This is a genomic window from Algibacter sp. L4_22, assembly GCF_023473045.1.
Classification (GTDB): Bacteria; Bacteroidota; Bacteroidia; order Flavobacteriales; family Flavobacteriaceae; genus Algibacter.
This window is the reverse complement of sequence record NZ_JAMCOK010000007.1, coordinates 91,919-116,542: the sequence shown is the minus strand read 5'-3', so window position 1 is coordinate 116,542 and position 24,624 is coordinate 91,919. Positions and strand designations below refer to the sequence as shown.

Sequence of the window (24,624 nt, the reverse complement as noted above, 5' to 3'; positions counted from 1 at the left end):
TGAACTCTGTTTCTGTGTTCGGGCTTTTGGACATTAGGAAGTCATTTTCAAAAGCTGCTTACCGATTAAGCGACCGAATTTTAAAGCTAACTTCCGTATCTGCCATATATGCTATCCAGTATAAGTACGGCTTTGTGCCTACTACTCAACCGGAAATTCAAATCTGATTTATTTATTTTTATTGACTTAACGTGTAGTTAATCTACAATTTATATCTTTAACTTTCTTAAAATAAATACATTGAATACAAAATATATTGATTTAATCAATCAGACTTATGATTTCCCACAAGAGGAATTTACATTAGAAAACAAAACATTGCAATTTCATGGAGTAGACCTAATGGAGTTGGTAGAGACTTACGGCGCGCCGTTAAAATTTACGTATTTACCACAAATTTCTAACAATATTAATCGTGCAAAAAAATGGTTTGCCGATGCTATTGAAAAGAACGATTATAAGGGTAAATATAATTACTGCTATTGCACAAAAAGCTCACATTTTAAACATGTTTTAAATGAAGCTTTAAAGAATGATATTCATATTGAAACCTCATCGGCTTTTGATATTGATATTGTTGAAAACCTTAAAAAAGAAGGCAAAATAACCGATGATACTTTTGTGATTAGTAATGGTTTTAAACGTGCGCAATATGTTACAAATATAGCGCGATTAATTAATAATGGGCATAAAAATGCAATCCCTATTATTGATAATTACGAGGAAATAGAGTTGCTGTCTGATGAGATTAACGGAAAATTTAATGTTGGAATTAGAATAGCTTCGGAAGAGGAACCAAAATTCGAGTTTTACACATCACGTTTAGGTATTGGCTATAAAAACATTGTGCCTTTTTATAAATCTCAAATTCAGAATAACGAAAAAGTGAATTTAAAAATGCTTCACTTTTTTATAAATACAGGTATTCGTGATAATGCTTATTACTGGAACGAGCTTACTAAATGTTTAAGGGTTTACACGAATTTGAAAAAGATTTGTCCAAATTTGGATAGTTTAAATATTGGTGGAGGTTTCCCAATTAAAAATTCTTTAGTTTTTGATTACGATTATGCTTACATGGTTGAAGAAATTGTAAATCAAATTAAGATTGTTTGTGAAGAGGAAGGTGTAGATGTGCCAAATATTTTTACTGAATTCGGTAGCTTTACCGTAGGAGAAAGTGGTGGTGCGATTTATGAAATTTTATACCAAAAACAACAAAACGATCGTGAAAAATGGAACATGATAAACTCATCTTTCATTACAACATTGCCAGATACTTGGGCTATTAATAAACGTTTCTTGATGCTGCCTTTAAATCGCTGGAACGATAGTTACGAGCGTGTTTTATTAGGTGGTTTAACTTGTGATAGTGATGATTATTACAACAGTGAGCAGAACATGAATGCGATCTATTTACCAAAGTATGATAAAGATAAACCTTTATATATCGGCTTTTTTAATACGGGTGCTTATCAAGAAACCATTGGTGGTTTTGGAGGTTTGCAGCACTGTTTAATTCCGTCGCCAAAGCATATTTTGATAGATAGAGATGAGGATGGAAACATTACAAAGAAAATATTTAGTGAACAACAAAAAAGTGAAGACTTACTTAAAATTTTAGGTTATGAGTAATAATACCTACGCTGGAATTTCAGAAGAGTTTGCGAAAAAAGAAACCGCAAAAATCGTTTTAATCCCTGTGCCTTATGATGGTACAAGCACTTGGCAAAAAGGAGCAGATAAAGGACCGAAAGCTTTTTTAGAAGCATCGGAAAATATGGAGCTTTACGATATTGAAACGGGAACAGAAGTATACCGACAAGGTGTGTATTTAGCAGATGCCGTAACTGAAAACGATTCGCCAGAAGCTATGGTGGAAGCCGTACATAAAGCGACTAAAAAATATATTAAGAAGAATAAGTTTGTAACCATTTTTGGAGGCGAGCATTCGGTATCTATCGGAACTATTCGTGCTTTTAATGAAATGTACCCAAGCTTAACAGTTTTGCATATTGATGCGCATGCCGATTTGCGTAAGGAGTATGATGGTTCTAGCTGTAATCATGCTTGTGCGGTTTACGAGGCGAGCCAAACTACAAATTTAATACAAGTAGGTATTCGCTCTATGGACGTTATGGAAAAAACGGTAATGGATGAAGAGAAAACTTATTTTGCTCACGATATGGCTGTGGATGATACTTGGGTAGATTCAGCAATCGATCAAATGACGGATAATGTATTTATTACTTTCGATCTAGATGCTTTCGATCCGTCGATAATGCCAAGCACGGGCACACCAGAACCAGGTGGTTTATTGTGGTACGAAACGCTTGACTTTTTAAAACAAGTGTTTGAGGAGAAAAATGTGGTAGGTTTTGATATTGTAGAACTTTGCCCGAATAAAAAAGAAAAATCGTCAGACTTTATAGCTGCTAAATTGTATTATAAGATGCTAAGCTATAAATTTATGAACGAGGATGTAGGCGAAGATTACGATAACGCTTACACCAATACAAAAGAAAAAACTAACGCAACTAAATTCAATGACAACGATGAGTACTAAAGGACCAATTTCGCAATTTATAGAAAAACATTATTTACATTTTAACGCAGCAGCTTTGGTTGATGCAGCAAAAGGGTACGAGGCTCAGTTAGAATCTGGCGCAAAAATGTTAGTGTCTTTGGCTGGAGCAATGAGCACCGCTGAGTTAGGTATTAGTTTTGCTGAAATGATTCGTCAAGATAAAGTACAAATTATTTCTTGTACTGGTGCAAATTTAGAAGAAGATATTATGAATTTGGTAGCGCATTCTCATTATAAACGTGTACCAAATTACCGTGATTTAACACCTCAAGATGAATGGGATTTACTTGAAAAAGGTTTAAACCGTGTTACAGATACTTGTATTCCCGAGGAAGAAGCTTTCCGAAGATTGCAAGAACATATTGTTCAAATTTGGAAAGAAGCTGAAGCTAATGGCGAACGCTTTTTACCACATGAATATATGTACAAAATGTTACTTTCTGGTGTTTTAGAAGAATATTATGAAATTGATTTAAAAAACTCTTGGATGTACGCTGCAGCGGAAAAAAACCTGCCAATTATCTGCCCAGGTTGGGAAGATAGTACTATGGGGAATATTTTTGCGAGCTACGTTCTTAAAGGTGAATTAAAAGCAAGTACCGTAAAATCAGGTATTGAATACATGACGTTTTTAGCAGATTGGTATACCCATAATTCTAAAAATGGTATTGGTTTCTTTCAAATTGGTGGTGGTATTGCTGGCGATTTTCCGATATGTGTGGTGCCTATGTTGTATCAAGATATGGAACGTACAGATACACCGTTTTGGAGTTATTTTTGTCAAATTAGCGACTCTACAACCAGTTATGGTTCGTATTCTGGAGCGGTTCCAAACGAGAAAATTACTTGGGGTAAATTAGATATTAACACGCCTAAATTTATAATTGAAAGTGATGCTACTATTGTTGCACCTTTAATCTTTGCTTACCTTTTAGGTCAATAAGCCATGAATATTAAAAAAATAGAAAATATAGAATTAAAGTATCTAACAGTTGATGATTTTGAAGAATTAAAAACAGCAACTTTAGAATCTTACGGAGGTGTGCTGGATTCGTATTGGAAAAAAGACCATATCCAGAAATTAACAAGCATGTTCCCGGAAGGGCAGGTGGTTATTAAAATTGATGGAAACTTGGCAGGTTGTGCATTATCGCTTATTGTAGATTATGATAAAATAGATGACAATCATACTTATAGTGATATTATTTCAGGCGAATCCTTTAAAAATCATGATCCAGAAGGCGATGTGCTTTATGGTATTGATGTGTTTATAAAACCAGAATATAGAGGGTTGCGTTTAGGTAGACGACTTTACGATTATAGAAAAGAAGTTTGCGAAACATTAAACTTAAAGAGTATCGTATTTGGTGGGCGTATGCCAAACTATCATAAACATAGAGACTTAACGCCTAAGGAGTATATTGAAAAAGTTAAACGCAAAGAAATTCATGATCCGGTTTTAAACTTTCAAATATCTAATGATTTTCATCCGGTTAGGGTTTTAAAAAACTATTTAGAAGGCGATACAGCATCAAGCGAATATGCGGTTTTAATGGAATGGGATAATATTTCTTATACCAAACCCAATAAAAAAGCAAGTAGTATTAAGACGGTTGTACGTTTAGGGTTGATACAATGGCAAATGCGACCGTATAAAGGCCTAGACGATTTAATGCAACAAGTAGAGTATTTTATCGATAGTGTTTCGGCATATCGATCGGATTTCGCTGTGTTTCCTGAGTTCTTTAATGCACCTCTAATGGCGGAATTTAACCATTTGCATGAGCCAGAAGCTATTCGAGAATTAGCAAAGTTTACTGAAACTATTGTTAATAGAATGAAGCAGTTATCTATTTCATATAATATTAATATTATTTCGGGAAGTATGCCAGAGTTGGTTGGTGATAAACTATATAATGTTGGGTATTTATGCCGCAGAGATGGTAGTTTTGAACGTTACGAAAAAATTCACGTTACACCAGATGAGGCTAAGGTTTGGGGTATGCAACGCGGAAATAAATTAAAAACTTTCGAAACCGATTGTGGTAAGATTGGTATATTAATTTGTTACGATTCGGAGTTTCCTGAGTTATCTCGTTTATTGGCAGATGAAGGTATGGATATTCTATTTGTACCGTTTTTAACCGATACACAAAACGGGTATTCTCGAGTGCGTTTATGTGCACAAGCACGTGCTGTAGAGAACGAATGTTATGTTGCTATTGCTGGAAGTGTTGGTAATTTACCAAACGTGAATAACATGGATATTCAATACGCGCAGTCTGCTGTATTTACACCATGCGATTTTTCGTTTCCAAGTAATGGAATAAAAGCAGAAGCTACGACTAATACAGAGATGATTTTGGTTGCCGATGTAGATTTAAGCTTATTGCGAGAACTACATTCTTTTGGAGCTGTTAAAAACCTGAAGGATCGACGAAAAGATTTTTATGATGTAATTCGTGTAAAGTAATCATAAATAATTATATTTATCTTGTGGCTAAATAATGCCCGAATCTAAAAAGGAATTAACCCTGTTTAATGCAAATAATATGTTTTTAAAAGGTACATGTGAAACCTAATAACTAAATAAAAACCAACACATGAAAAATAGAAATGAAAATTTAAAACGTGTCATTGTTGATTTTAAAAAATTGACACCAGAAATATTAGCCTTGTTAGTAGAACGATATCCTGACGGTTATGATGATGATCAAATCATTTCATTTAAAAATCAGCATAACGAAATGATAGAAGCGGTTGAGGTAACTACGGCGGATACCAAATATTTAGTAAAAGTAAGCTCGAAATTAGCCGTAACCATGGAGAATTATGATGAAGATGATTATGAGGATTTTGAAGATAACGATCCAGAAGCCGTGCAGGAGCCTAGTGTTGAGGACGAAGAAGATAACGATTAATAAAATTTAATATTATGAGAACAGCTGTTTTTAAATCTTACGAAAACGGTTACTTTAATTTTTGGTTTGAAAATGGCGAGGAGCTATTTTTTGAAGAAGTGCATCCTCGCGTTTTAAAACAATTCGATTTAAAAAACGATGACTCTTTAGTCGATAAAGAGTTCAGAATCACATTTGTTGAAGATGCAGATGGTGATGATGCCATTTACAGGGTTCAAAGTTTAAAGCCGATAGATTAATAATTAATAGAATATTTAGACCTGATGGGTTTTAAAATCTGTCGGGTATAAAATACCTTGCTCTAAAAATAAATAATATTTTATAAAACAAAATGTACTGTGTAGTTGCTTACCAAGTAGCTAGTGCTATCCAATTAAAAACTAGTAAACAAGAATTGCCGTGGCAATTAGTGTTTCAAGATAGCGACGAACTTTATTATAAAAGTTCAGATCAAAAATTTATTTACATCTTTCAATACGGGATGGTGTGTTTTTTTAATATGGCTCATGCCGAAATTGAACAGGCTTTAAAAAAAATAAAACCTTTTTGTTCTAATTATTTTACTGAAAAACTTTCTGAATCGGTTTCTGTTATTATAAAACCAGAAACCCTAAGAGTAACTTTCGATCATGTGGTACTTCCAAAATTAGATCAAGAAATGATTAGGTTAGTAATGCTGAATACATCGCAATCGGTGGCTTTAAATCGCTATGCGGAAATTACCGAAGAACTGCTTATCGAAACAAATAAGCATACGTTGTATTTAGAAGAAAAAGGCAAGCTCGATATTTCTGGAAATAAATTAAAACGGTTTATTGGGAAGATTTTAAATATTAAAAATAAAATTTCTGAGAATTTATATATTTTCGATTCCCCTGAAAGTACTTGGGAAAATGAACAGCTTAATAAACTGAATCAGGATTTAAAACGGACTTTCGATTTACAAGATCGATACCGATTAATTCATGATCGTATCGAGATTATAAAAGACAATCTCGAACTTTTTAAAGATATCATGGATCATAAAGAAAGTAGCAGACTAGAATGGATTATTATCATTCTAATTGTTATAGAAGTGATCGATTTATTTGTTGGAAAAATTTTAGGGTAACCCTTTATTACTGGTGATTTGTTTATTGTTTTTAACGATATTATATTAAAAAATAAAAGCGCATTTCTAAATTTAGAAATGCGCTTTTCACTAACTATAATCAATCAATCTAACAAAATTATTAATCTTTTTTGTTGTTTTTTCCTTTTTTATCACTGTCTTTTCCTCCACGTTTTTTATGACCTTTTTTCGCTTGAGATTTTTCCCATTTAGCGTATTGTTCATCATTTAAAATCTTTTTCATTTTTGCTTTTTCCGCAATTTTGTGGTCAAGCATGTCATTCATCATTTTTAATTTTTCTTCTTTTGATGGTTTTTCTGCAGTTCCAGCTTCTTTTTTAGCTTTGCGTTCAGCCATCATAGCTTTTCTTTGTGTGGCGTTGTCTAAATTTATTTTGTAAATTTTGTTTTGTTGCCCTTCATCTAAATCTAATGTTAAAGTCATTTTTTTAGTTTGAAGCGTAGCCATTTCTTCTGCAGTAAGATTCATCATTTTTTCTCCTCTGTCATTATTTTTTGGTCCGCCATCTTTTCTTTGAGCTGTTGCTTGTAATCCGATAAATGCTAATGCAATAATTATTAATTTTTTCATCTTATTTAAGTTTTAATGTTTATTTGCTATTAGGACTGTCACATTTCAAAAAGGTTTAAAAACATTTGTGGTTTTAACTAGCTTTTAACAAAAAAGGCTCCCAGTTATGGAAGTCTTTTAGGTGTGTTAATTATTTGATTTCTTATTGTTTAGGGTCTAAAATCTGATTAATTTGTTCGATCATATCTCTAAGATGAATATTCGTTATTGCATTTCTCGATCCAATACGGGAACGCACAAGATTTCTTAAAGTAGTAAGTTCTGCTCGTGAAATAGCTTTAATATCAGAGCTACTTTTACTTGTCATTAAATAAGCTAATCGACTAACATGTGCACGTTGTAAATTACGTTTGTAGGTGTCAATATTTTTTCCTGTATATAACTCTTTCCAAACACCTTTTCTTAGGTCACTCATCATAGAAGTTAACTTGTATGCCTTGTTACCGTTAAGAGATTCATTTTCAATCATTCTCTCCATTCTAGAAGTACTCAAGATACTGTTTAAGGTTCTAGTTTGAAGTGCATTAATGCGCTCTATAATTCCAGAAGCTTGAAGTTTATTGTTAATTTCAGGACTTATTAACCATTCTGGTGTTTTAAATAATTGATCGTTTATAAAAAGTAAAGATTCTTTTTGACGGTCTTTATCAACATGGCTATAAACATCACCTTCTTGATCGGCTGTTTTGTAGTTTTCGTAAACACCACCAATGTTATTAGAAACATGCCCCATATATCTGTTGAATTGTGAGAACACGTGGCCATACATAGTTTTTAGATCGTCGTAATCCGAAGTGTTTTTAGTGGTCCATTCAATTAAGTTTGGCACAACACGCTTTAAATTTTTAATACCATAAGTACTTGCTAAAACGGCGTCATCTCCTAAATCTTCGGTTTGTGAACTTGGATCTATAGTTTCTCTTTGTTGTTTACCGAATCTATAAAGGGGGTCTCCATTATGTTTCATAATCCAGCTGTCTAAAGTTTCTTTTTCTTCAACAGCAGTTTTGTCTAAAATAGGTTTGTATCCCCAAGCAATCGCATATTTATCATAAATACCAATGTTCGGGAATAATGAAACCCCAACATCTTCGGGTTGTGCAATATAATTGAAACGTGCATAATCCATAATAGATGGAGCTGTTCCGTATTTTTTAGTGAATTCTGGGTCGCGTAAATCTTCGACTTTATAAGCAGAACTACTCCCCATGTTGTGAGGCAAGCCTAAAGTGTGCCCAACTTCATGAGATGATACAAAACGAATAAGTTCTCCCATAACCTCATCGCTAAACTCGGAGTTTTGAGCATCTTTATTTGCAGCAGCTGTTTGGGTGAAAAACCAGCCGTTTACTAAGCTCATTACGTTGTGGTACCAGTTAATATCCGATTCTAATATTTCACCAGATCTTGGGTCACTAACGTGCGGGCCATTGGCATTAGGTATTGGTGATGCTAAGTAGCGCACTACAGAATAGCGTGCGTCTTCGGGAGTCCATTCTGGATCTTCTTCTATGCTTGGAGGATCTTTGGCAATTATTGCATTTTTAAAACCTGCAGCTTCAAAAGCAGTTTGCCAATCTTCAATACCTTGTTTAATGTATTTCCTCCATTTTACGGGAGTTGCTCTATCTATATAGTAAACAATTTGTTTTTTAGGTTCAACTAGTTCGCCATTTTTAAACTTTTCTAAATCTTCATCTTTCACTTCTAGTTTCCAACGATCTAAATATGTTAAGTTTTTACTTTTTTGAGCCTCTAAACCATAATCGGTTTGGTTGCTTGTAAACCATCCAACACGCTTATCGAAATAACGACGCTTCATTGGTGTTTTAGGAAGTAAAATCATGGAGTTGTTCATTTCAATACTAATAGTTCCTGTACTAGAGTTTGAAGGTGGATTTCCTGAGTAATATGTTTTTACATGGCGAGCTTCAATATTCAACGGGTAGCTTTTTACAGATTCTATGTAAGATTTGCTGTCGTCTAATCTAGTTACTTTGTATCTTTTTTTTGTATTAACACTTAGTCCTAAAGAGTTAACGTCTTTTTTATACAAATCGGTAACATCTATAACTGTTGCTGTAGAGTCTTTACTGAATGCCTTTATAGGAAAGGCATATAGGATAGGTTCGAAGTTAGAGTTTACAACCGCCTCGTGTATTGGTAAAGATTTATCGGCAACCACGTTGTTTGATACCACGCGAAGTAATACTTTTTTATCCTTTACTTGCCAGCGTAACACTTGTGTGTTTTCTTTTCCACCACCAAAGCCAAGTCCGTTTGCTGTTTTAGCAATACGGGTTACCATTAGCATTTCTCTATCAAATAGAGAATCTGGAATTTCATATAAATATTTATCGCCGATGGTGTGAATTTTAAATAAACCATCATCCGTTTTTGCTTCTTTCGTAACAATTTTGCTGTACGGTTGGATTTGTTGCTTTTTCAGTTTGTCGGCTTTCGCTTTCTTAGCGATCATAGCTTTTTTTGCCGCATTGGCTTCAGCTGTCTTTTTCGCAGAATTACAAGACAGTACTATTGTTGTAGAAAGCAACAATAATAGCTTGGTAGTTTTTTTCAATTGTGTAAGGGTTGTTAGTTAATAACGTGAAAATATTTATTTTGTAGAAAATTATCAGCTATTAGAGTGAATTTTAACGAAATTTTAATTAAAATCAATAAAAACGTGAATTTTATTTAATTAAATACGGGTATTTTAATGTTAAATCCTGTTTGGAAATCTGGAGCATTATTAACAATAAAATCTTCTTTTGCGTAAAATGCCAATTGTAGGTTTGGTCTGCCGTAAGTGTAAGTAAAATTCCAATTGGCTAATGTTCTGTAAAGTGTACTAATACCATATTGCCAACCACCATTTATTTCTCTCCATTTGCCAACAAGCCTGTAATAGCTTGCTTCTTCTTTTTTGTTGTAGCGTGATTGTAATTGATAATTAATACTGAATGCGTTATAATTTCTTTTTTTAGTGTATTTTGTAATTTCAACGGTGCTTTCGGCTGTTCCTAAATAATGGTTGTTACCTAAATCTACATTGTCTTGAAAATCAATTAAATTTTTGCGTAAAAGGTTTGCGCCTAATGCAATATTAAGCTCATAATTGTTTTTTAAATCAATCTTTTTTACGGCATTAGCAGAGATACCAAAATCTATAGATGAATTATATTTTGAAGTATTTAAACCTAAGTGACTTCCGAAATTAATAAATATGTTTCGATTCTTATTAATTAAAAACTCTGGATAGTAATAATGGTTTAGTTCTAAGCCTCCAATAAAAAAGTCGTTATTATCAAACTCTAAAACCTTTCCGTTTCTGTCTGTGTATTTAAAATCAACTTGATTTAATCCGTAATAGCGTCTGCCATAAGGGTCTTCGCCTCCTGCAATATTACTATGAAACCATTCTATACTTTCATCACTTGTAAAAAGTGAGAACGGATATTTTCCTTTGGTAATTAAATTAGAACGCAACGAAATACTTAACTCCTGATTTTTAGATAATGGTATACTTAAGTTTGCTCGAAACTCTTTAATTACTGCATCAACTACAATATTCATGTAATCGGCCGGAGTGATTTCTTGATCAATATAATTGAATGTGCGGTCATGCCAAATTAATTGACTTAAACGGTCTCTCGTATCTTGGTCTTTTGGTAAATAAGCTTCCACAAAAGGATGAAAGGTGTTTCCGTTTGATATATTGAAATTAAAAGTGGTTCTTTTTGGAGCTTTAAATTTAAAGTTGGTTGAAATTCTTGAACTAAACATTCCAAAATGATGCGTTGTTAAATGGTTTGGGTTATCTATTCCGTTTTTAAAAACCAAACTATCGCTTTGTTGCGCCTTAGCTATAAAACAACAAAGTAAACAAGCCGTTAAGAGGATGTTTTTATTCATTAAACAAATGTAAATAAAGTAATTCTATATGTGATTAAGAATTTTATGACGAAACATCTTGGAAATCTTTAGTAAGGTTTAAAGTGGTTAAATATAATGCTTCGCCTTCCATTTTGCTTTTTAGCCAGGCGTAAAAACTCATCACAAAAATATCTTCCTTCTCATTACTAATCCAAACAAAGCTCTGTTCTACGGTGTTTTTAAAAGCTTCGGAAGTTATACTTTCTGGATTTTTATAAAACTGTTCTACAAAACTTAAGAAAATAATAACACGTTCTTGATTTATGTTTTTTAAGTAATTGAAGTGTGAGCGTTTAAAGCTTAATAATCTTGATTCTACTAAATCGATATTATTTAATTCTATATGAAGTAATATTTCAATAATATTCTTTTTCATAGTCCATTCTTTTCCTTTTTTTTCGGTGTACCAGTTATCGGTATGATAAAATTTAGAAAATAATTGATGTGCTTTTTTGAATTCATTATTCTGAAAGTAAAAAACAATTAAACTTAACCTAATCCCTAATAAAGATTCAATGTCGTCATGTTTTTTAGGGTTTATTTGTTCTAAAAGTAGAATGGCCTCATTTTGTTTATTCGAGAAGTTTAAGTTCAATCCTAATAAAAGATGATGTTTTAATATAAAGCTGTTGAAGTATTTGTTTTGAGTATTTTGCATTTCACTAAGCATTAATTCGAGATAATGTTGCGATGCACTAAATTTTTTATTTCTGAAAAGGGTATTTGCAATTAAATATAATATTTGGATATGATAATAACCCTGTTTGTCTTTGTTTTTATGCTGAAGTATAGTCTCATAGGTTTTAATTAAAAACGGTTCTGTTTTTAAATAATCGTTGGTTACAAAAGCCGAAAGCCCAATAATAGACATAAGTTGGTAGAGTGATTTAAAAGATAAAGCTTCGGTTATACTTATGTTGTGATCTATTAAAATCTGATTTAAAATAGTTTCAAAATCTATAACCGCACCTTGATAAGTAATACTGTTTAATGTTTGGCGAACTTTGGAATAAACTACATTAAGCTCATCTTCTAAATAATGGTTTTTTTGATTTTGCTTAAATTTTAAAATTTCATCTTCTAAATTTAAACTTGGATTGGCATAAGCATATTGAATTTTAGTGTGGTAAATTTCATTTAACATCGGAAACAAGAAATGCTCCATTGCTAATAATTCTGCTTTATTCAAAATTTTATAAGCTATTTTATATTGTTTATGTTGCAGGCATTTTCTAGCAGCCAGTATGTATTTAATAATTTGCATATCGGTCGAGCTCTCTTCTTGTAAACTCGAATTCGCAATAAAATCGATAATAGATTGATATAGCCGTTTACGCAAAGCATGGTAAGCTCCTAGTTTTTCAGATCCGTAAATTTCAGTACAAACCGCTTTTGTTGGCAGCTTATTGCTTAGTAGTAGCTTGAAGAGTTTTATGTTCTTTACGTCGCTACGTTTGTTCTTTTTTTCTAAATATGAAATAAAAAACTGTTGTTCTTCAGTAGAAAAAGTAGAAACTATGGCGTTTAAATCATTCATTTTGTCGTCAGTAAATAGTTGTTATATGCTATAAAAATAATATTTATTTAATAAAATAATTAAATTATATCGTCAGTTTTATTAAAACATTGTGTTTGTCATGTTTCCGAAGTGTCGCAAATTTGCCATGTAATCATTAAAACAAAAATTATGAATTATCAAACAACAGTTTCAGTAGACGAAAAATCTTCTGATAAAAAAAAGAAAAAAGAAAATAAGCTTTACGATAAAAAACCAACTGCTGCATTTATAGGGGCGTCGTGGTCGGCATTACTAATTGGGATGACGTCATTTTGCATTGGTTTATGGAATGCAGATATGTTGCTTAATGAAAAAGGATATTACTTCACTATTTTGCTCTTTGGTTTGTTCTCTGTAATCTCTGTGCAAAAAGCGGTACGTGATAGAATGGAAAATATTCCAGTAACCGATATGTATTATGGTATTAGTTGGTTTACAACGGTAGCGTCGATTGCGCTGCTCGTTATCGGTCTTTGGAATGCTAATTTACTTTTAAGTGAAAAAGGTTTTTATGGTATGGCATTTTTATTGAGTTTATTTGCCGCCATTGCAGTGCAAAAAAATACACGAGATGTTCAATTTGTTGATAATAATGAAGATGAGAACATTTAATAAGCATTTAAGTTGTAATCAAAACACAAAACATAACGATTTGTTTTGATGGTTGGTTAGTTAACCAGAAACCTCGTAACACTTTGTTACGAGGTTTTAAATAATAGTATCTTTAAAATTGTTAAAATAAAAAGTATGTCATCAAAACTTCAAAGCGATATAAAAGAGCTTGTTAAACATAAAGTGATATCTCAAGATGTTGCTTTTAAAATTGAAAATTATTATCAATCTAAGGAACCCCAAACTTCAAACCGTTTGTTTACAGTATTTGCTGTTTTAGGTTCTACATTGGTAGGGTTGGGGCTTATTCTAATATTAGCTCATAATTGGGATCATTTTTCGCGAACTATAAAAACTGCTTTTGCTTTTTTACCATTAGTTATTGGGCAGTTCTTTGTTGGGTATTCTATTTTACGCCGTAAAAGTGAAACTTGGAAAGAAGCCTCTGGAGCATTTCTGTTTTTTGCAGTAGGGGCAAGTATGGCTTTGGTTAGCCAGATTTATAATATACCAGGAGATTTAAGTAGTTATCTTTTAACTTGGGTGTTACTTTGTTTGCCTCTCATCTATTTACTAAAGTCGAATGCTTTAGCGCTTTTGCATCTCATTTTTATAACTTGTTATGCGTGTTCACTCGGTTATTTTACCAGTAGTAAAACGCCATGGTTATATTTAGTAGGTTTAGGTTTGTATTTGCCTTATTATATTAAACTAGGAAAAGGTAAAAATATAAGCTCTGTTTTAAATTGGCTTACACCTTTAAGTTTGGTTATTGTTTTAGGTGCTTTTATAGATCATGATGAGCAAACAGGTTTTTTAATGTATGTTGTTTTGTTTGGCTTGTTGTATAATATTGGTAGAATGCCATTTTACGCTAATGAGAAATTAAGACGAAATGGATATTTAATTATTGGCTCGTTAGGAACGGTTTGTATGCTTTTAACAGCTAGTTTTAAATGGTTTTGGGAAGGTTTTTTTAGCCAAGGATATAATTTTGAATCACAAGAGTTTGTTATCACATTAATCTTTTTTATTGCTGCTTCTGGACTTTTAGTGAATTCTATTATTAAAAAGGGGGTTTCTAACGTTAATCTTTTTCAGGTGAGTTTTATATGTTTTACTATTTTGTTTTATCTAGGATTAGTAGATGGTTCAATAGCTGTAATATTAGACAATTTGTTTGTTTTAGCTTTAGGAGTTATGGCAGTTAAAATTGGTGCCGATAGGTATCATTTAGGTGTTTTAAACTATGGGCTGCTTATTATTACGGCATTAATTACTTGTCGTTTTTTCGATACGGATATCAGTTTTGTTTTTCGGGGATTATTGTTTGTTTGTGTTGGCGTTGGTTTCTTTTTAACGAATTATATAATGCTTAAAAAGAGAAAAAATAATGAAACTCCTAAAATTTAAAATTATGAAAACTAAATATATATTCATTCTATTTATACTTGTTGCGTTGGTGCAACTTGCTATTCCTGCTCAAATGATTTTTGGTCAAGAAACGGTGTTAAAAACAGGTGTGGCCTATAAGTTTAAAACACGACCTGTAGATCCGAGCGATCCATTTAAAGGAAAATATATCACCCTTAATTTTGATGTAAGCAATTTTAAAACTAAAGACTCCTTATGGGAGCGTAATGAAGAGGTTCTTGTTTATTTAACAACAGACTCGTTAGGTTATGCTAAAATAGACGCAGTAAGTAAACATGTTTTAGAACGTAATACTAACGATTATGTGAAAGCAAAAGCGTATTGGTATTCAACGTACTCCAAAGAGCTAGCTATCCGGTTTCCTTTCAATAAATATTATATGAAAGAAACAAAAGCCTACGCAGCGGAAACTGCAGTAAGAGATAGACAGCGCGATTCGTTACCAAACAATACACATGCCTTAGTTTATGTGCAAGAAGGAGAAGCTGTTTTAGAAGATGTTATTATTGATGATATCTCGATTAAAGATTATGTTGAAAAAAAGTAATTTATGTCAAATGTTTTAGGTCGAAACAGTTCGAGTTTTCTTAAAAAATTAACAAGTGCTGGTCTTTATTCTTAAAGAAAAGATAAAACTACAGCAAAGCATGTTAAACAAATCTAAACAAGGATTATAGTTTCGAGTTTAGGGTGTTTCTTTGTATAGAATTTAAGGAGTAGTTAACCTTAATATTTAATTTTCATAAAAGTTGATTAGTTAATTAGTTAGTTAAAAAGCCCGTAATCTCGTTAGAAATTACGGGCTTTTTTATTGTTGTAAAATGGTATGTTTTATATCACTTCTCTTAAAAAATTAACACATCGCGATCTGTTATCTTAAAGAAATTATAAAAAACATCAAAAGCATGTTAAACAAATCTAAATAAGTATAATGGTTTCGGTTTTAGGGTGTTTCTTTGTATAGAATTTAAGAAGTAGTTAATCTTGAATTTAAATTTTTCATAAAATTTGATAAGTTAGTTAGTTAGTTAGTCAAAAAAGCCCGTAATCTTGTTAGAAATTACGGGCTTTTTTAATGCTTTAAAATGGCGTGATTCCCGGCTGGTTTCTTAAAAAATTAACAGCTAGTTCTGTGTTCTCTTAAAGAAAATATAAAATACGCAGAAAGCATGTTAAAGATATCCAAACACCTATTGTCGTGCCATTTTTAGGGTGTTTCTTTGTATGGAATTTAAGGAGTAGTTAACCTTAAAAGTTAAATTTCATACAATTGGTTAGTTAGTTAAAAAGCCCGCAATTTATAAAATTGCGGGCTTTTTTAGTATGTTATAAAATGGTGAAACTTATATAGCTCCCACAAACAACCCTTCATCGGTTTTTTCAACCTTAGCCAAGTTGTGTTTAGTTAAACCTTTAATAGTTTTATCCCATTTTTTATTAGATAAACCACTTTGAGTTTTCAAAGTATTTAAATCAATTTTCTCTACCTTTTCAATTAAAGCAAGTAATGCTTTTTCATCGTCGTTTAATTCAACCGAAGAAGCTTTCTTTTCAGGTCGCATTTGCGGAAAGAATAAAACCTCTTGTATCGATTGGTTATTCGTTAAAAACATAATTAAACGATCCATACCAATACCCATACCAGATGTTGGAGGCATACCGTATTCTAATGCACGTAAAAAGTCTTCATCAATAAATTCAGTAGCTTCGTCATCACCTTTTTTAGCAAGCTTTAATTGGTGCTCAAAACGCTCACGTTGATCAATAGGGTCATTTAATTCCGAATATGCATTCGCAATTTCTTTACCACAAACCATTAGCTCAAAACGCTCAGTAAGTTCTGGGTTGTCTCTATGTTCTTTACATAGTGGGCTCATCTCCTTTGGGTAATCTGTAATAAAAGTTGGTTGTATGTAGTTGCCTTCACATTTTTCACCAAAAATTTCATCAATTAATTTCCCTTTCCCCATGGTGTCATCCACCTCAATGTGCATGCCTTTTGCAGCAGCTCTAATTTCATCTTCAGTTTTACCAGTAATATCAAACCCAGTAAAGTGTTTAATGGAGTCTGCCATAGTAACACGAGCGTAAGGCGCTTTAAAATCAATTTTATGCTCACCAAAAGTAGCCTCGCTAGTTCCGTTTACGGCAACAGCACAATGCTCTAAAAGTTGCTCACAGAAATCCATCATCCAGTTGTAATCTTTGTATGATACGTAGATTTCCATGGCTGTAAATTCAGGATTATGCGTTCTGTCCATACCTTCATTTCTAAAGTTTTTCGAGAATTCGTAAACCCCATCAAATCCACCAACAATAAGTCGTTTTAAATACAACTCGTTGGCAATTCGCATATACAACGGAATATCTAAACTGTTGTGGTGTGTAATAAATGGGCGCGCCGCAGCACCACCCGGAATAGGTTGTAAAACCGGAGTTTCAACCTCAAAATATCCAGCATCGTTAAAAAACGAACGCATAGCATTAAATAATTTAGTACGCTTAACAAATACCTCTTTTACGTGTGGGTTTACCACTAAATCGGCATAACGTTGGCGGTAGCGTAATTCTGGATCCGTAAAAGCATCAAATACTTTTCCGTCTTTTTCTTTTGGTAATGGCAATGGTTTTAAAGCTTTGCTTAATAGCGTAAAATCTTTAACACGAATAGTTTTTTCACCCACTTTCGTGTTGAATAATTCGCCTTCAACACCTACAAAATCACCTAAATCTAGTAATTTTTTAAAAACATCGTTATACTTTGTTTTATCTTCACCCGTACAAATTTCGTCACGGTTAAAGTAAACCTGAATACGGCCTTCGCTGTCTTGCAACTGCGCGAACGATGCTTTACCTTGTATGTTTATTGCCATCAATCTACCAGCAACAACCACCTGTTTTTCCTCAACAAAATCCTGTTTTATCGATTTCGATGTGTGGGTTACAGGGTATAAATCCGCTGGATATGGGTTAATCCCCATAGCGCGTAATTTTACTAATTTCTCTCTTCTTACAAGTTCTTGCTCTGATAATTGCGACATAGTCTAAATGCTCTAAAAATTTTAAAGGCACAAAGATAAACATTTGGTAGCCCAATTTCCATTATCAATTACCCATTTTTTTTTGGGCGCTACCACAAGGGTCGGGCTATTCGCTACAAGTCCTCGCAGGCCCAATTATCATTGGTTCTGCTGTGGGCTTTCCGCTGCTATCCCTAGCGCGGGTACAATTGGAACATTAAGTTTTAAAACGGCTATTTAAAGAACTATCAGTCAGAAATAATTCTCAAAAACTTGAAACTTTAAATTAAAGTGTAACAAAACAGTTAATAAAACGTCAAATAATTAAAATCATCAATCAAAATCAAATCATTATGAGTTTCTGGAGAGTTTTACTTTCAATCATTTGTCCGCCATTGGCCGTTTTAGATAAAGGCTGCGGATCTATAATAATCGTTTTCTTGCTATGGCTTTGTGGCTGGGTGCCAGGCGTAATTGCAGCATTAGTTATTTTAAATAATCCTAAAAATTAAGTTTTAGTTTTTTTAGAATAAAAAAAGGTCGTTACAATTATTAGTTGCACCGACCTTTAAAATAAGATGAAATATGTTTTATTGACAATAAGGCACTGTAAACGTACCTTCAATAGTTTTATCAGAACTAGAATCGGCTTTAATTTTCACAGTAATTTCATTATCAGTAAGTGATGTTACTTCAACGGTGGCACCTAGATAGTTGTATGGCGGTTCTCCGTCTTTATTGAAAACAACATTTATTCCTTCATAAACACCTACTTCAGGTGTAACGTAAGTAGATATTTCTAGGTCATAATCAAGAACAGAAGATTCACAGTCGGCGGCTATATTTGTAATGTTTACAGAAATATCTTCACCAGAATCGAATGCTTTACCTCCTAAAGCTGTAAAATCATTTCCAAATACTTGTCCTTGTAATATTTGATTAGAAATGTTATCTCCTGAATTGTTGTCGTCGTCCGAACAACTTATCATTAGAGTAATTAATAATGTTAATGAAATTTTAAAGTAGGTTTTCATGGGTTTTGTTTTTTTGTGAAGAACAAGATTAATGATAATCTTTGATATAATAAAATTCTTTCATTTATTAAATAATCAGTTTTTCTAATCACTCAAAATTGGTCACTAGTGTTCTTGGTTTGTAATACTTCAGTTTATAGTTTCTATTCTATAGGTTTGAAATACAGGTCTAACTTGTTGATTTTGAGTTAAAATTGTTCTTTGGGTTAGCTGAATTCAAGTAGAACAAAAACGGGTAAATTCATCGAAAAAAAGAAAATATTTCATTATTTTTGCACTTCATTTTTAATAAGATAGCAAACCGTTAATTATGTGGATTACCAACTGTGGACTACTAAATACGGATTGCCAACTGAATACTTAAAAACCATGTTCAATAATTTAAGCGATAAATTAGATAAAGCCTTACACGTATTAAAAGGTCACGGAAGCATAACCGAAGTAAACGTAGCCGAAACTTTAAAAGAAGTTCGTCGTGCGCTTTTAGATGCCGATGTTAACTTTAAAATAGCCAAAGATTTTACCAACCGTGTAAAAGAAAAAGCGCTAGGGCAAAACGTTTTAACCACTCTGCAACCAGGGCAATTAATGGTTAAAATTGTAAAAGATGAGCTTACCGAATTAATGGGGGGCGATGTAGAAGGTATTAATTTATCTGGTACGCCAAGTATTATATTAATGTCGGGTTTACAGGGTTCTGGTAAAACTACCTTTTCTGGTAAACTTGCAAATTATTTAAAAAATAAAAAAACTAAAAAACCTTTATTGGTTGCTTGTGATGTTTATCGTCCGGCAGCAATAGATCAGTTACATGTTGTTGGTGATCAAATTGGTGTTGAGGTTTTTAGTGATAGAGGAAATACCGATCCAGTAGCTATTTCGCAAGCAGGTATTGCTTATGCAAAAGCGAATGGGTTTAACGTTGTTATTATTGATACTGCTGGTCGTTTAGCTGTAGATGAGGTGATGATGACCGAAATATCGAACATTCATAAAGCCATCCAACCACAAGAAACTTTGTTTGTTGTAGATTCTATGACAGGGCAAGATGCTGTTAATACGGCGAAATCTTTTAACGATGTATTGAATTTTGATGGTGTTATCCTTACTAAATTAGATGGTGATACTCGAGGTGGTGCAGCTATTTCTATTAAATCGGTAGTAAACAAACCAATTAAGTTTATTGGTACTGGAGAGAAAATGGAAGCCATCGATGTGTTCTATCCGTCACGTATGGCCGATCGTATTTTAGGTATGGGAGATGTGGTGTCGTTAGTAGAACGTGCACAAGAACAATTTGATGAGGTTGAGGCAAGAAAACTTCAAAAGAAAATTGCTAAAAATCAGTTTGGTTTCGACGATTTCTTAAAACAAATTCAACAGATTAAGAAAATGGGAAACATGAAAGACCTTATGGGTATGATTCCTGGTGCTGGTAAAATGCTTAAAGATGTAGATATAGATGATGATGCTTTTAAAGGTATCGAAGCTATTATTCATTCTATGACACCTGGTGAAAGAACAAATCCTTCGACTATTAATGCAAGTAGAAAAGTAAGGATAGGTAAAGGTTCCGGTACATCGGTACAACAAGTAAATCAACTTTTAAAGCAATTTAACCAAATGAGCAAAATGATGAAAATGATGCAAGGCGGTGGCGGCAAAAAGATGATGCAGATGATGCAGAATATGAAATAAGCTTGCAGTTAGTATACTAAAAACATTAAGTAATTATAAATTTAAAATAAACTTATAGCCTTAACATTTTTACGAAACAATATTCGGGAACTTGTGGTGAAAACAGATAAAAGATGACAATTTTAGACGGAAAAAAAGTAAGTAATGATATTAAAGATGAAATCGCCGAGTATGTAACTGCTATGGTTTCTAAGGGTGAAAAAGTGCCGCACTTAGCCGCTGTTTTAGTAGGAAGTGATGGTGCGAGTATGACTTACGTGAATGCAAAAGTAAAAGCTTGCGAGCGTATTGGATTTAATTCTACTTTAATCGATTTACCAGATTATACTACCGAAGAAGAATTACTTGAAAAAATTCACCAATTAAATACCGATAACGATATTGATGGTTTTATTGTGCAATTACCATTGCCAAAACATATCGATGAGCAAAAGGTTTTAATGGCTGTAAATCCAGATAAAGATGTGGATGGTTTCCATCCAACAAATGTAGGTAAAATGGCTTTGGATTTGCCAACATTCTTACCAGCAACACCTTATGGTATTATGGAGTTGTTAGAGCGTTATCAAATTGAAACGTCTGGTAAAAATGTGGTCGTTTTGGGACGTAGCCATATTGTTGGTCGTCCGATGAGTATTTTAATGAGTCAGAAAAGAAAAGCAGGTGATGCAACAGTAACCGTTGTTCATAGTCGTTCTAAAAACTTAAAAGAAATTACACTAAAGGCAGATATTGTTGTTGCGGCCATTGGTATCTCTGAGTTTTTGACAGGAGATATGGTTAAAGAAGATGTTGTAATTATCGATGTTGGAATTACACGTGTTCCAGATGCTACAAAAAAAGCAGGCTATAGATTAGCAGGAGATGTAGAGTTTGAAAGTGTTAGCAAAAAAGCAAGTTATATTACTCCTGTTCCTGGTGGAGTTGGACCAATGACGATTGCCATGTTACTTAAAAACACATTATTGGCTCGAGAAAGAAATATACAATAGACGCTTAATAATTAATTTAATAGTTAAAATATAAAAATTATGCTGGATGCATTAATATTAAGGTATTTAACAAAAAAGGGAGTTATAGCGTATTTCGCAGGGCAAATTATATTATTTGGTCTTTTAGCTTTTTATATTTTTGGAATAGAAGATAACTCGATGGAGCAAGGAGAAACGCCTTTTTTTATAGGGATGGTTATTATCGCTCTAGTTTGGGCTGGTGTATGTTTGTTACTTTGGAAAAAGCCAAAGGAAAATAAGAATTTAGAAGCTACGGAAACTGAAAGTTAGAGCATAGAAATAAGAAAAAGTAAAAAAGCCCCAAATTTAAATTTGAGGCTTTTTTTTATGCTTTTCGTTTTTTATTGTCTTCATAAGTTTTTGTGGAATCTTCCAAAAGCTTATTTAAATCAATAAATTCATCCTTGCTTAACTCACGATATTCACCAAGAGGCATATCGAGTTTAATATTCATAATTCGAACACGTTTTAAAGTCTCTACCTCATAGTTTAGGTAATCGCACATACGACGAATTTGGCGATTTAAACCCTGTGTTAAAATAATTTTGAATGTGTAAGTATTAATTTTTTGAATTTCACATTTCTTTGTGGTTTTGTTTAACTCTGCTAAAGGAATTCCACCAGCCATGCGCTCAAGAAACGTTTGCGAGATTGGCTTATCTACAGTTACCAAATATTCTTTTTCGTGATTGTTACTGGCACGCAAAATCTTGTTTACAATATCTCCATCGTCAGTTAGTAGAATTAAACCTTCACTAGGTTTATCAAGTCTTCCAATTGGGAAAATACGTTTTGGGTAATTTATAAAATCAATGATGTTGTCTTTTTCCACGGAAGTGTCCGTAGTACAAACAATACCAACAGGTTTATTAAAAGCTAAATAAACAAACGATGTTTTTGTGTTTGTAATTTCTTTGCCATCGACACAAACTACATCATTAGGCGCTATTTTTGTTCCCATTTCAGGGATGCTTCCATTGATTGTTACTCTTCCGGCATCTATTAGTTTGTCGGCTTCTCTACGCGAGCAATATCCAACTTCACTTAAAAATTTATTAATACGTTTTAATTGTACTTCCATGTTGCAAAAATACGTTAATTAAGTGTTTAAAAAGTCTAAAATATGAGTGTAAACTAATTCCGATTTTAATCCATGGCCAAAACCTTTAGTAGAAACAAACTCAGCATTTGTATAGCTCTGTTTAAATTTTAGTCCATCCTTGTAAGGGATAATCCTATCTTTTTTGTCATGAACGATAAGTCCTTTAGCTTTAAAATTAGTGGTGAATTTAGCGGCGTCGAAATATTCTGGTAAGTGATTAAAACGCGCTAATACATATTTCCCCATAGCTTTGGAAGTACGATTATTATACCCCATCATGTCTATATATCTAGAAAAAACACCAGTAAAATCGGCGGGAGCTCCCAAAAGAACAAGTTTTTTTACCTGTGTTAATGGAAAGTTGTAATTGCCAAAAGCTGTTGCCATGCCGCCTACAGAATGCCCAATGATTACAGAGGTGTTAAATTTTTTTGCAACAGCATGTATGCATTCTGAATAAATTAAAGCATTAAAAAGTTTTCCGCTAGAGCTTCCGTGTGCTGGTGCATCTAGGGCGATTACGTTATAGTCTTCTGCTTTTAAAAGTTCAATTAAATCCTTCCATCTATATGTATTGCTTTCCCAACCATGTGCTAATAAAACAGTGTCTTTTTTACCAGACCATTGGTATGTTTTAATAGTAATACCGTTACAGATAACTTCGTCTTGCTTGGCTTCTTTTAAGTAGTTTGCTTGTTTCTCGTTTGTTTTTCCTTTTTTAGGAGAAGAAAACAAAGTCATTGATAAATGAGCAGCGTATTTTGGAGACAATATTCCAATGCTATTTATACCGAAACCAACAATTTTAGGGATATATTTTTTCATGATTAATTTAATCTTCTCTGTTTACTAAATCTATTGAAAAGGCAGGGGTGCAAATGGCAATGTATTCGCAAACCTCGGTAAATGGATTAGAGTATTGAACACGAGTATTTCGTTCAATTTTAATAGATTGGCCAGCTTCTAGAATAATAGCTTCGTTGTCGATAATAAATTGTTTTTTACCACTAATAATAAAGGTGAATTCGTCGAATTCTGGAGTTTGAAACGGTTCACTCCAGCCTGCAGGAGCTTTCATATGTGCAATACTAATGTCTTTATTGCCATCGGTAGTATTTCCAAAATGTTCTTTAATCACTTTGCCGTCGGTAGTTGGTACAACAAAGGGGTTGTTTTGAATGGTGTATTTTTTTTTAGACATAATTTTAATTTTGCTTTTGTCTTATGTTATTTTACTTCAATTTATCTCCTTAAAAAATTGTAATTTTGTAGTCTATGAATAAGCAAATTGAACTGCAAGATTTAGGCTATAAAGATTACAAAGAAACTTGGGATTACCAAGAGGCTTTGTTTAAGGAAGTTGTTGATGCAAAAATAAAGAATAGGAGAGAGGAAACCGCTCTAAAAACCAAAAACTATTTTTTGTTTGTTACGCATCCGCATGTATATACTTTGGGTAAAAGTGGTCACATGTCGAATTTACTTTTAAATGAAACACAGCTTGCTGAAAAAGGAGCAACGTTTTATAAAATAAATCGTGGTGGTGATATTACGTATCATGGGCCAGGACAAATTGTGGGTTATCCTATTTTAGATTTAGAAAATTTCTTTACAGACATTCATAAGTATTTACGTTTTTTAGAGGAAGTAATTATTTTAACCTTGGAAGAATATGGTTTAAAAGCAGAAAGGAGTCCAGGAGAAACAGGAGTTTGGCTTGGTGTAGGGACGCCTTTTGCTCGAAAAATTTGCGCAATGGGTGTGCGTGCAAGTCGTTGGGTTACTATGCATGGTTTTGCGCTTAATGTAAATGCTAATTTAGGGTATTTTGATAATATTATTCCCTGCGGAATACGTGGCAAAGCAGTAACATCGCTTAATGTAGAATTGGCGCAGAAAACGGTTGATGAAGCAGAGGTTAAAGAAAAGTTGTTAAAACATTTTGCAACGCTTTTTGAAGCCGAATTTTCATAGGTTTTAAGACATTCAGAAAAATATAGTATTTT

General features: G+C 33.0%; 24 protein-coding genes. 15 read left to right on the top strand and 9 right to left on the bottom strand.

Annotated elements, in window-relative coordinates; genetic code table 11:
• Positions 1 to 240 precede the first annotated feature (240 nt).
• The 7 genes from M4I23_RS17065 to M4I23_RS17035 all read left to right on the top strand — a co-directional run bounded on the left by M4I23_RS17065 (position 241) and on the right by M4I23_RS17035 (position 6,619).
• Positions 241 to 1,635, top strand: coding sequence for an arginine decarboxylase (locus tag M4I23_RS17065; protein WP_158845326.1), 1,395 nt, complete (start codon positions 241 to 243; stop codon positions 1,633 to 1,635).
• On the top strand, positions 1,628 to 2,566 hold the full coding sequence (gene speB / locus M4I23_RS17060) for an agmatinase (RefSeq protein WP_249755197.1): 939 nt from the start codon (positions 1,628 to 1,630) through the stop codon (positions 2,564 to 2,566). Before M4I23_RS17065 ends, speB begins: the two co-directional genes overlap by 8 nt.
• The gene (locus M4I23_RS17055; protein WP_249755196.1) at positions 2,556 to 3,530 is read left to right on the top strand and encodes a deoxyhypusine synthase family protein; all 975 of its coding nucleotides are present in this window, start codon (positions 2,556 to 2,558) and stop codon (positions 3,528 to 3,530) included. Before speB ends, M4I23_RS17055 begins: the two co-directional genes overlap by 11 nt.
• A gap of 3 nt (positions 3,531 to 3,533) precedes the next feature.
• On the top strand, positions 3,534 to 5,060 hold the full coding sequence (locus M4I23_RS17050) for a bifunctional GNAT family N-acetyltransferase/carbon-nitrogen hydrolase family protein (RefSeq protein WP_158845318.1): 1,527 nt from the start codon (positions 3,534 to 3,536) through the stop codon (positions 5,058 to 5,060).
• A 130-nt stretch (positions 5,061 to 5,190) separates the two neighbouring features.
• Positions 5,191 to 5,508 (top strand): hypothetical protein, encoded by a 318-nt coding sequence (locus M4I23_RS17045; protein WP_158845316.1) that lies wholly within the window; start codon positions 5,191 to 5,193, stop codon positions 5,506 to 5,508.
• A gap of 14 nt (positions 5,509 to 5,522) precedes the next feature.
• A complete protein-coding gene (locus M4I23_RS17040) occupies positions 5,523 to 5,747 on the top strand; it encodes a hypothetical protein (RefSeq protein WP_158845313.1) in 225 nt (74 codons plus the stop codon).
• Positions 5,748 to 5,839: 92 nt separating this feature from the next.
• Positions 5,840 to 6,619 (top strand): RMD1 family protein, encoded by a 780-nt coding sequence (locus M4I23_RS17035; RefSeq protein ID WP_249755195.1) that lies wholly within the window; start codon positions 5,840 to 5,842, stop codon positions 6,617 to 6,619.
• A gap of 121 nt (positions 6,620 to 6,740) precedes the next feature.
• Here M4I23_RS17035 and M4I23_RS17030 read toward each other — a convergent pair whose 3' ends face one another.
• The 4 genes from M4I23_RS17030 to M4I23_RS17015 form a co-directional block, all read right to left on the bottom strand.
• Positions 6,741 to 7,211, bottom strand: a complete 471-nt coding sequence (locus tag M4I23_RS17030) for a DUF4890 domain-containing protein (protein WP_249755194.1) — start codon at positions 7,209 to 7,211, stop codon at positions 6,741 to 6,743.
• Between the two features lie 142 nt (positions 7,212 to 7,353).
• Positions 7,354 to 9,792 carry a zinc-dependent metalloprotease gene (locus tag M4I23_RS17025; RefSeq protein WP_233267593.1) on the bottom strand — a complete coding sequence of 813 codons (2,439 nt, stop codon included), beginning with the start codon at positions 9,790 to 9,792 and terminating at the stop codon, positions 7,354 to 7,356.
• Positions 9,793 to 9,908: 116 nt separating this feature from the next.
• Positions 9,909 to 11,126 carry a hypothetical protein gene (locus tag M4I23_RS17020; protein ID WP_249755193.1) on the bottom strand — a complete coding sequence of 406 codons (1,218 nt, stop codon included), beginning with the start codon at positions 11,124 to 11,126 and terminating at the stop codon, positions 9,909 to 9,911.
• 43 nt (positions 11,127 to 11,169) lie between these two features.
• Positions 11,170 to 12,684, bottom strand: coding sequence for a hypothetical protein (locus tag M4I23_RS17015; RefSeq protein WP_249755192.1), 1,515 nt, complete (start codon positions 12,682 to 12,684; stop codon positions 11,170 to 11,172).
• Between the two features lie 150 nt (positions 12,685 to 12,834).
• Here M4I23_RS17015 and yiaA point away from each other — a divergent pair, with 150 nt between their 5' ends.
• The 3 genes from yiaA to M4I23_RS17000 all read left to right on the top strand — a co-directional run bounded on the left by yiaA (position 12,835) and on the right by M4I23_RS17000 (position 15,298).
• Entirely contained in the window at positions 12,835 to 13,317 is a 483-nt protein-coding gene (gene yiaA / locus M4I23_RS17010; RefSeq protein WP_158845299.1) for an inner membrane protein YiaA, read from the top strand.
• Between the two features lie 135 nt (positions 13,318 to 13,452).
• On the top strand, positions 13,453 to 14,730 hold the full coding sequence (locus tag M4I23_RS17005) for a DUF2157 domain-containing protein (RefSeq protein ID WP_249755191.1): 1,278 nt from the start codon (positions 13,453 to 13,455) through the stop codon (positions 14,728 to 14,730).
• A gap of 4 nt (positions 14,731 to 14,734) precedes the next feature.
• Positions 14,735 to 15,298 carry a GDYXXLXY domain-containing protein gene (locus tag M4I23_RS17000; RefSeq protein ID WP_249755190.1) on the top strand — a complete coding sequence of 188 codons (564 nt, stop codon included), beginning with the start codon at positions 14,735 to 14,737 and terminating at the stop codon, positions 15,296 to 15,298.
• A gap of 796 nt (positions 15,299 to 16,094) precedes the next feature.
• Here M4I23_RS17000 and lysS read toward each other — a convergent pair.
• Positions 16,095 to 17,792 carry a lysine--tRNA ligase gene (gene lysS, locus M4I23_RS16995; protein ID WP_249755189.1) on the bottom strand — a complete coding sequence of 566 codons (1,698 nt, stop codon included), beginning with the start codon at positions 17,790 to 17,792 and terminating at the stop codon, positions 16,095 to 16,097.
• 332 nt (positions 17,793 to 18,124) lie between these two features.
• Here lysS and M4I23_RS16990 point away from each other — a divergent pair, with 332 nt between their 5' ends.
• On the top strand, positions 18,125 to 18,283 hold the full coding sequence (locus tag M4I23_RS16990; RefSeq protein ID WP_158845287.1) for a YqaE/Pmp3 family membrane protein: 159 nt from the start codon (positions 18,125 to 18,127) through the stop codon (positions 18,281 to 18,283).
• Between the two features lie 78 nt (positions 18,284 to 18,361).
• Here M4I23_RS16990 and M4I23_RS16985 read toward each other — a convergent pair whose 3' ends face one another.
• Positions 18,362 to 18,805, bottom strand: a complete 444-nt coding sequence (locus M4I23_RS16985; RefSeq protein WP_249755188.1) for a hypothetical protein — start codon at positions 18,803 to 18,805, stop codon at positions 18,362 to 18,364.
• Between the two features lie 369 nt (positions 18,806 to 19,174).
• On the opposite strand from M4I23_RS16985, the gene ffh reads away from it, so the two are divergent.
• The 3 genes from ffh (at position 19,175) to M4I23_RS16970 (ending at position 21,786) form a co-directional block, all read left to right on the top strand.
• Positions 19,175 to 20,503, top strand: a complete 1,329-nt coding sequence (ffh, locus tag M4I23_RS16980) for a signal recognition particle protein (RefSeq protein WP_249755241.1) — start codon at positions 19,175 to 19,177, stop codon at positions 20,501 to 20,503.
• Between the two features lie 113 nt (positions 20,504 to 20,616).
• Positions 20,617 to 21,495 carry a bifunctional methylenetetrahydrofolate dehydrogenase/methenyltetrahydrofolate cyclohydrolase FolD gene (gene folD, locus M4I23_RS16975; protein ID WP_158845281.1) on the top strand — a complete coding sequence of 293 codons (879 nt, stop codon included), beginning with the start codon at positions 20,617 to 20,619 and terminating at the stop codon, positions 21,493 to 21,495.
• Positions 21,496 to 21,534: 39 nt separating this feature from the next.
• On the top strand, positions 21,535 to 21,786 hold the full coding sequence (locus M4I23_RS16970; protein WP_158845279.1) for a hypothetical protein: 252 nt from the start codon (positions 21,535 to 21,537) through the stop codon (positions 21,784 to 21,786).
• Positions 21,787 to 21,841: 55 nt separating this feature from the next.
• Here the strand turns inward: M4I23_RS16970 and rluF are convergent, their stop codons facing one another.
• The 3 genes from rluF to M4I23_RS16955 are packed head-to-tail and all read right to left on the bottom strand — an operon-like array spanning position 21,842 to position 23,819.
• Positions 21,842 to 22,597: a 23S rRNA pseudouridine(2604) synthase RluF gene (rluF, locus tag M4I23_RS16965; protein ID WP_158845276.1), complete on the bottom strand. Its 756-nt coding sequence runs from the start codon at positions 22,595 to 22,597 to the stop codon at positions 21,842 to 21,844.
• Positions 22,598 to 22,615: 18 nt separating this feature from the next.
• Positions 22,616 to 23,443: an alpha/beta fold hydrolase gene (locus tag M4I23_RS16960; protein WP_249755187.1), complete on the bottom strand. Its 828-nt coding sequence runs from the start codon at positions 23,441 to 23,443 to the stop codon at positions 22,616 to 22,618.
• Positions 23,444 to 23,450: 7 nt separating this feature from the next.
• Positions 23,451 to 23,819, bottom strand: coding sequence for a cupin domain-containing protein (locus M4I23_RS16955; RefSeq protein WP_158845270.1), 369 nt, complete (start codon positions 23,817 to 23,819; stop codon positions 23,451 to 23,453).
• Positions 23,820 to 23,893: 74 nt separating this feature from the next.
• Between M4I23_RS16955 and lipB the strand changes: the two genes are divergently transcribed.
• Entirely contained in the window at positions 23,894 to 24,592 is a 699-nt protein-coding gene (gene lipB / locus M4I23_RS16950; RefSeq protein WP_158845267.1) for a lipoyl(octanoyl) transferase LipB, read from the top strand.
• Positions 24,593 to 24,624 lie beyond the last annotated feature (32 nt).

Coding starts and splice junctions, on each gene's coding strand:
- M4I23_RS17055 (WP_249755196.1), top strand. CDS start 2,556: ATGAGTACTAAAGGACCAATTTCGCAATTTATAGAAAAACATTATTTA.
- M4I23_RS17020 (WP_249755193.1), bottom strand. CDS start 11,126: ATGAATAAAAACATCCTCTTAACGGCTTGTTTACTTTGTTGTTTTATA.
- M4I23_RS16990 (WP_158845287.1), top strand. CDS start 18,125: ATGAGTTTCTGGAGAGTTTTACTTTCAATCATTTGTCCGCCATTGGCC.
- folD (WP_158845281.1), top strand. CDS start 20,617: ATGACAATTTTAGACGGAAAAAAAGTAAGTAATGATATTAAAGATGAA.
- ffh (WP_249755241.1), top strand. CDS start 19,175: ATGTTCAATAATTTAAGCGATAAATTAGATAAAGCCTTACACGTATTA.
- M4I23_RS17035 (WP_249755195.1), top strand. CDS start 5,840: ATGTACTGTGTAGTTGCTTACCAAGTAGCTAGTGCTATCCAATTAAAA.
- M4I23_RS16985 (WP_249755188.1), bottom strand. CDS start 18,805: ATGAAAACCTACTTTAAAATTTCATTAACATTATTAATTACTCTAATG.
- lipB (WP_158845267.1), top strand. CDS start 23,894: ATGAATAAGCAAATTGAACTGCAAGATTTAGGCTATAAAGATTACAAA.
- M4I23_RS17030 (WP_249755194.1), bottom strand. CDS start 7,211: ATGAAAAAATTAATAATTATTGCATTAGCATTTATCGGATTACAAGCA.
- M4I23_RS17015 (WP_249755192.1), bottom strand. CDS start 12,684: ATGAATGATTTAAACGCCATAGTTTCTACTTTTTCTACTGAAGAACAA.
- speB (WP_249755197.1), top strand. CDS start 1,628: ATGAGTAATAATACCTACGCTGGAATTTCAGAAGAGTTTGCGAAAAAA.
- rluF (WP_158845276.1), bottom strand. CDS start 22,597: ATGGAAGTACAATTAAAACGTATTAATAAATTTTTAAGTGAAGTTGGA.
- M4I23_RS16970 (WP_158845279.1), top strand. CDS start 21,535: ATGCTGGATGCATTAATATTAAGGTATTTAACAAAAAAGGGAGTTATA.
- M4I23_RS16960 (WP_249755187.1), bottom strand. CDS start 23,443: ATGAAAAAATATATCCCTAAAATTGTTGGTTTCGGTATAAATAGCATT.
- M4I23_RS17040 (WP_158845313.1), top strand. CDS start 5,523: ATGAGAACAGCTGTTTTTAAATCTTACGAAAACGGTTACTTTAATTTT.
- M4I23_RS17045 (WP_158845316.1), top strand. CDS start 5,191: ATGAAAAATAGAAATGAAAATTTAAAACGTGTCATTGTTGATTTTAAA.
- lysS (WP_249755189.1), bottom strand. CDS start 17,792: ATGTCGCAATTATCAGAGCAAGAACTTGTAAGAAGAGAGAAATTAGTA.
- M4I23_RS17050 (WP_158845318.1), top strand. CDS start 3,534: ATGAATATTAAAAAAATAGAAAATATAGAATTAAAGTATCTAACAGTT.
- M4I23_RS17000 (WP_249755190.1), top strand. CDS start 14,735: ATGAAAACTAAATATATATTCATTCTATTTATACTTGTTGCGTTGGTG.
- M4I23_RS16955 (WP_158845270.1), bottom strand. CDS start 23,819: ATGTCTAAAAAAAAATACACCATTCAAAACAACCCCTTTGTTGTACCA.
- yiaA (WP_158845299.1), top strand. CDS start 12,835: ATGAATTATCAAACAACAGTTTCAGTAGACGAAAAATCTTCTGATAAA.
- M4I23_RS17005 (WP_249755191.1), top strand. CDS start 13,453: ATGTCATCAAAACTTCAAAGCGATATAAAAGAGCTTGTTAAACATAAA.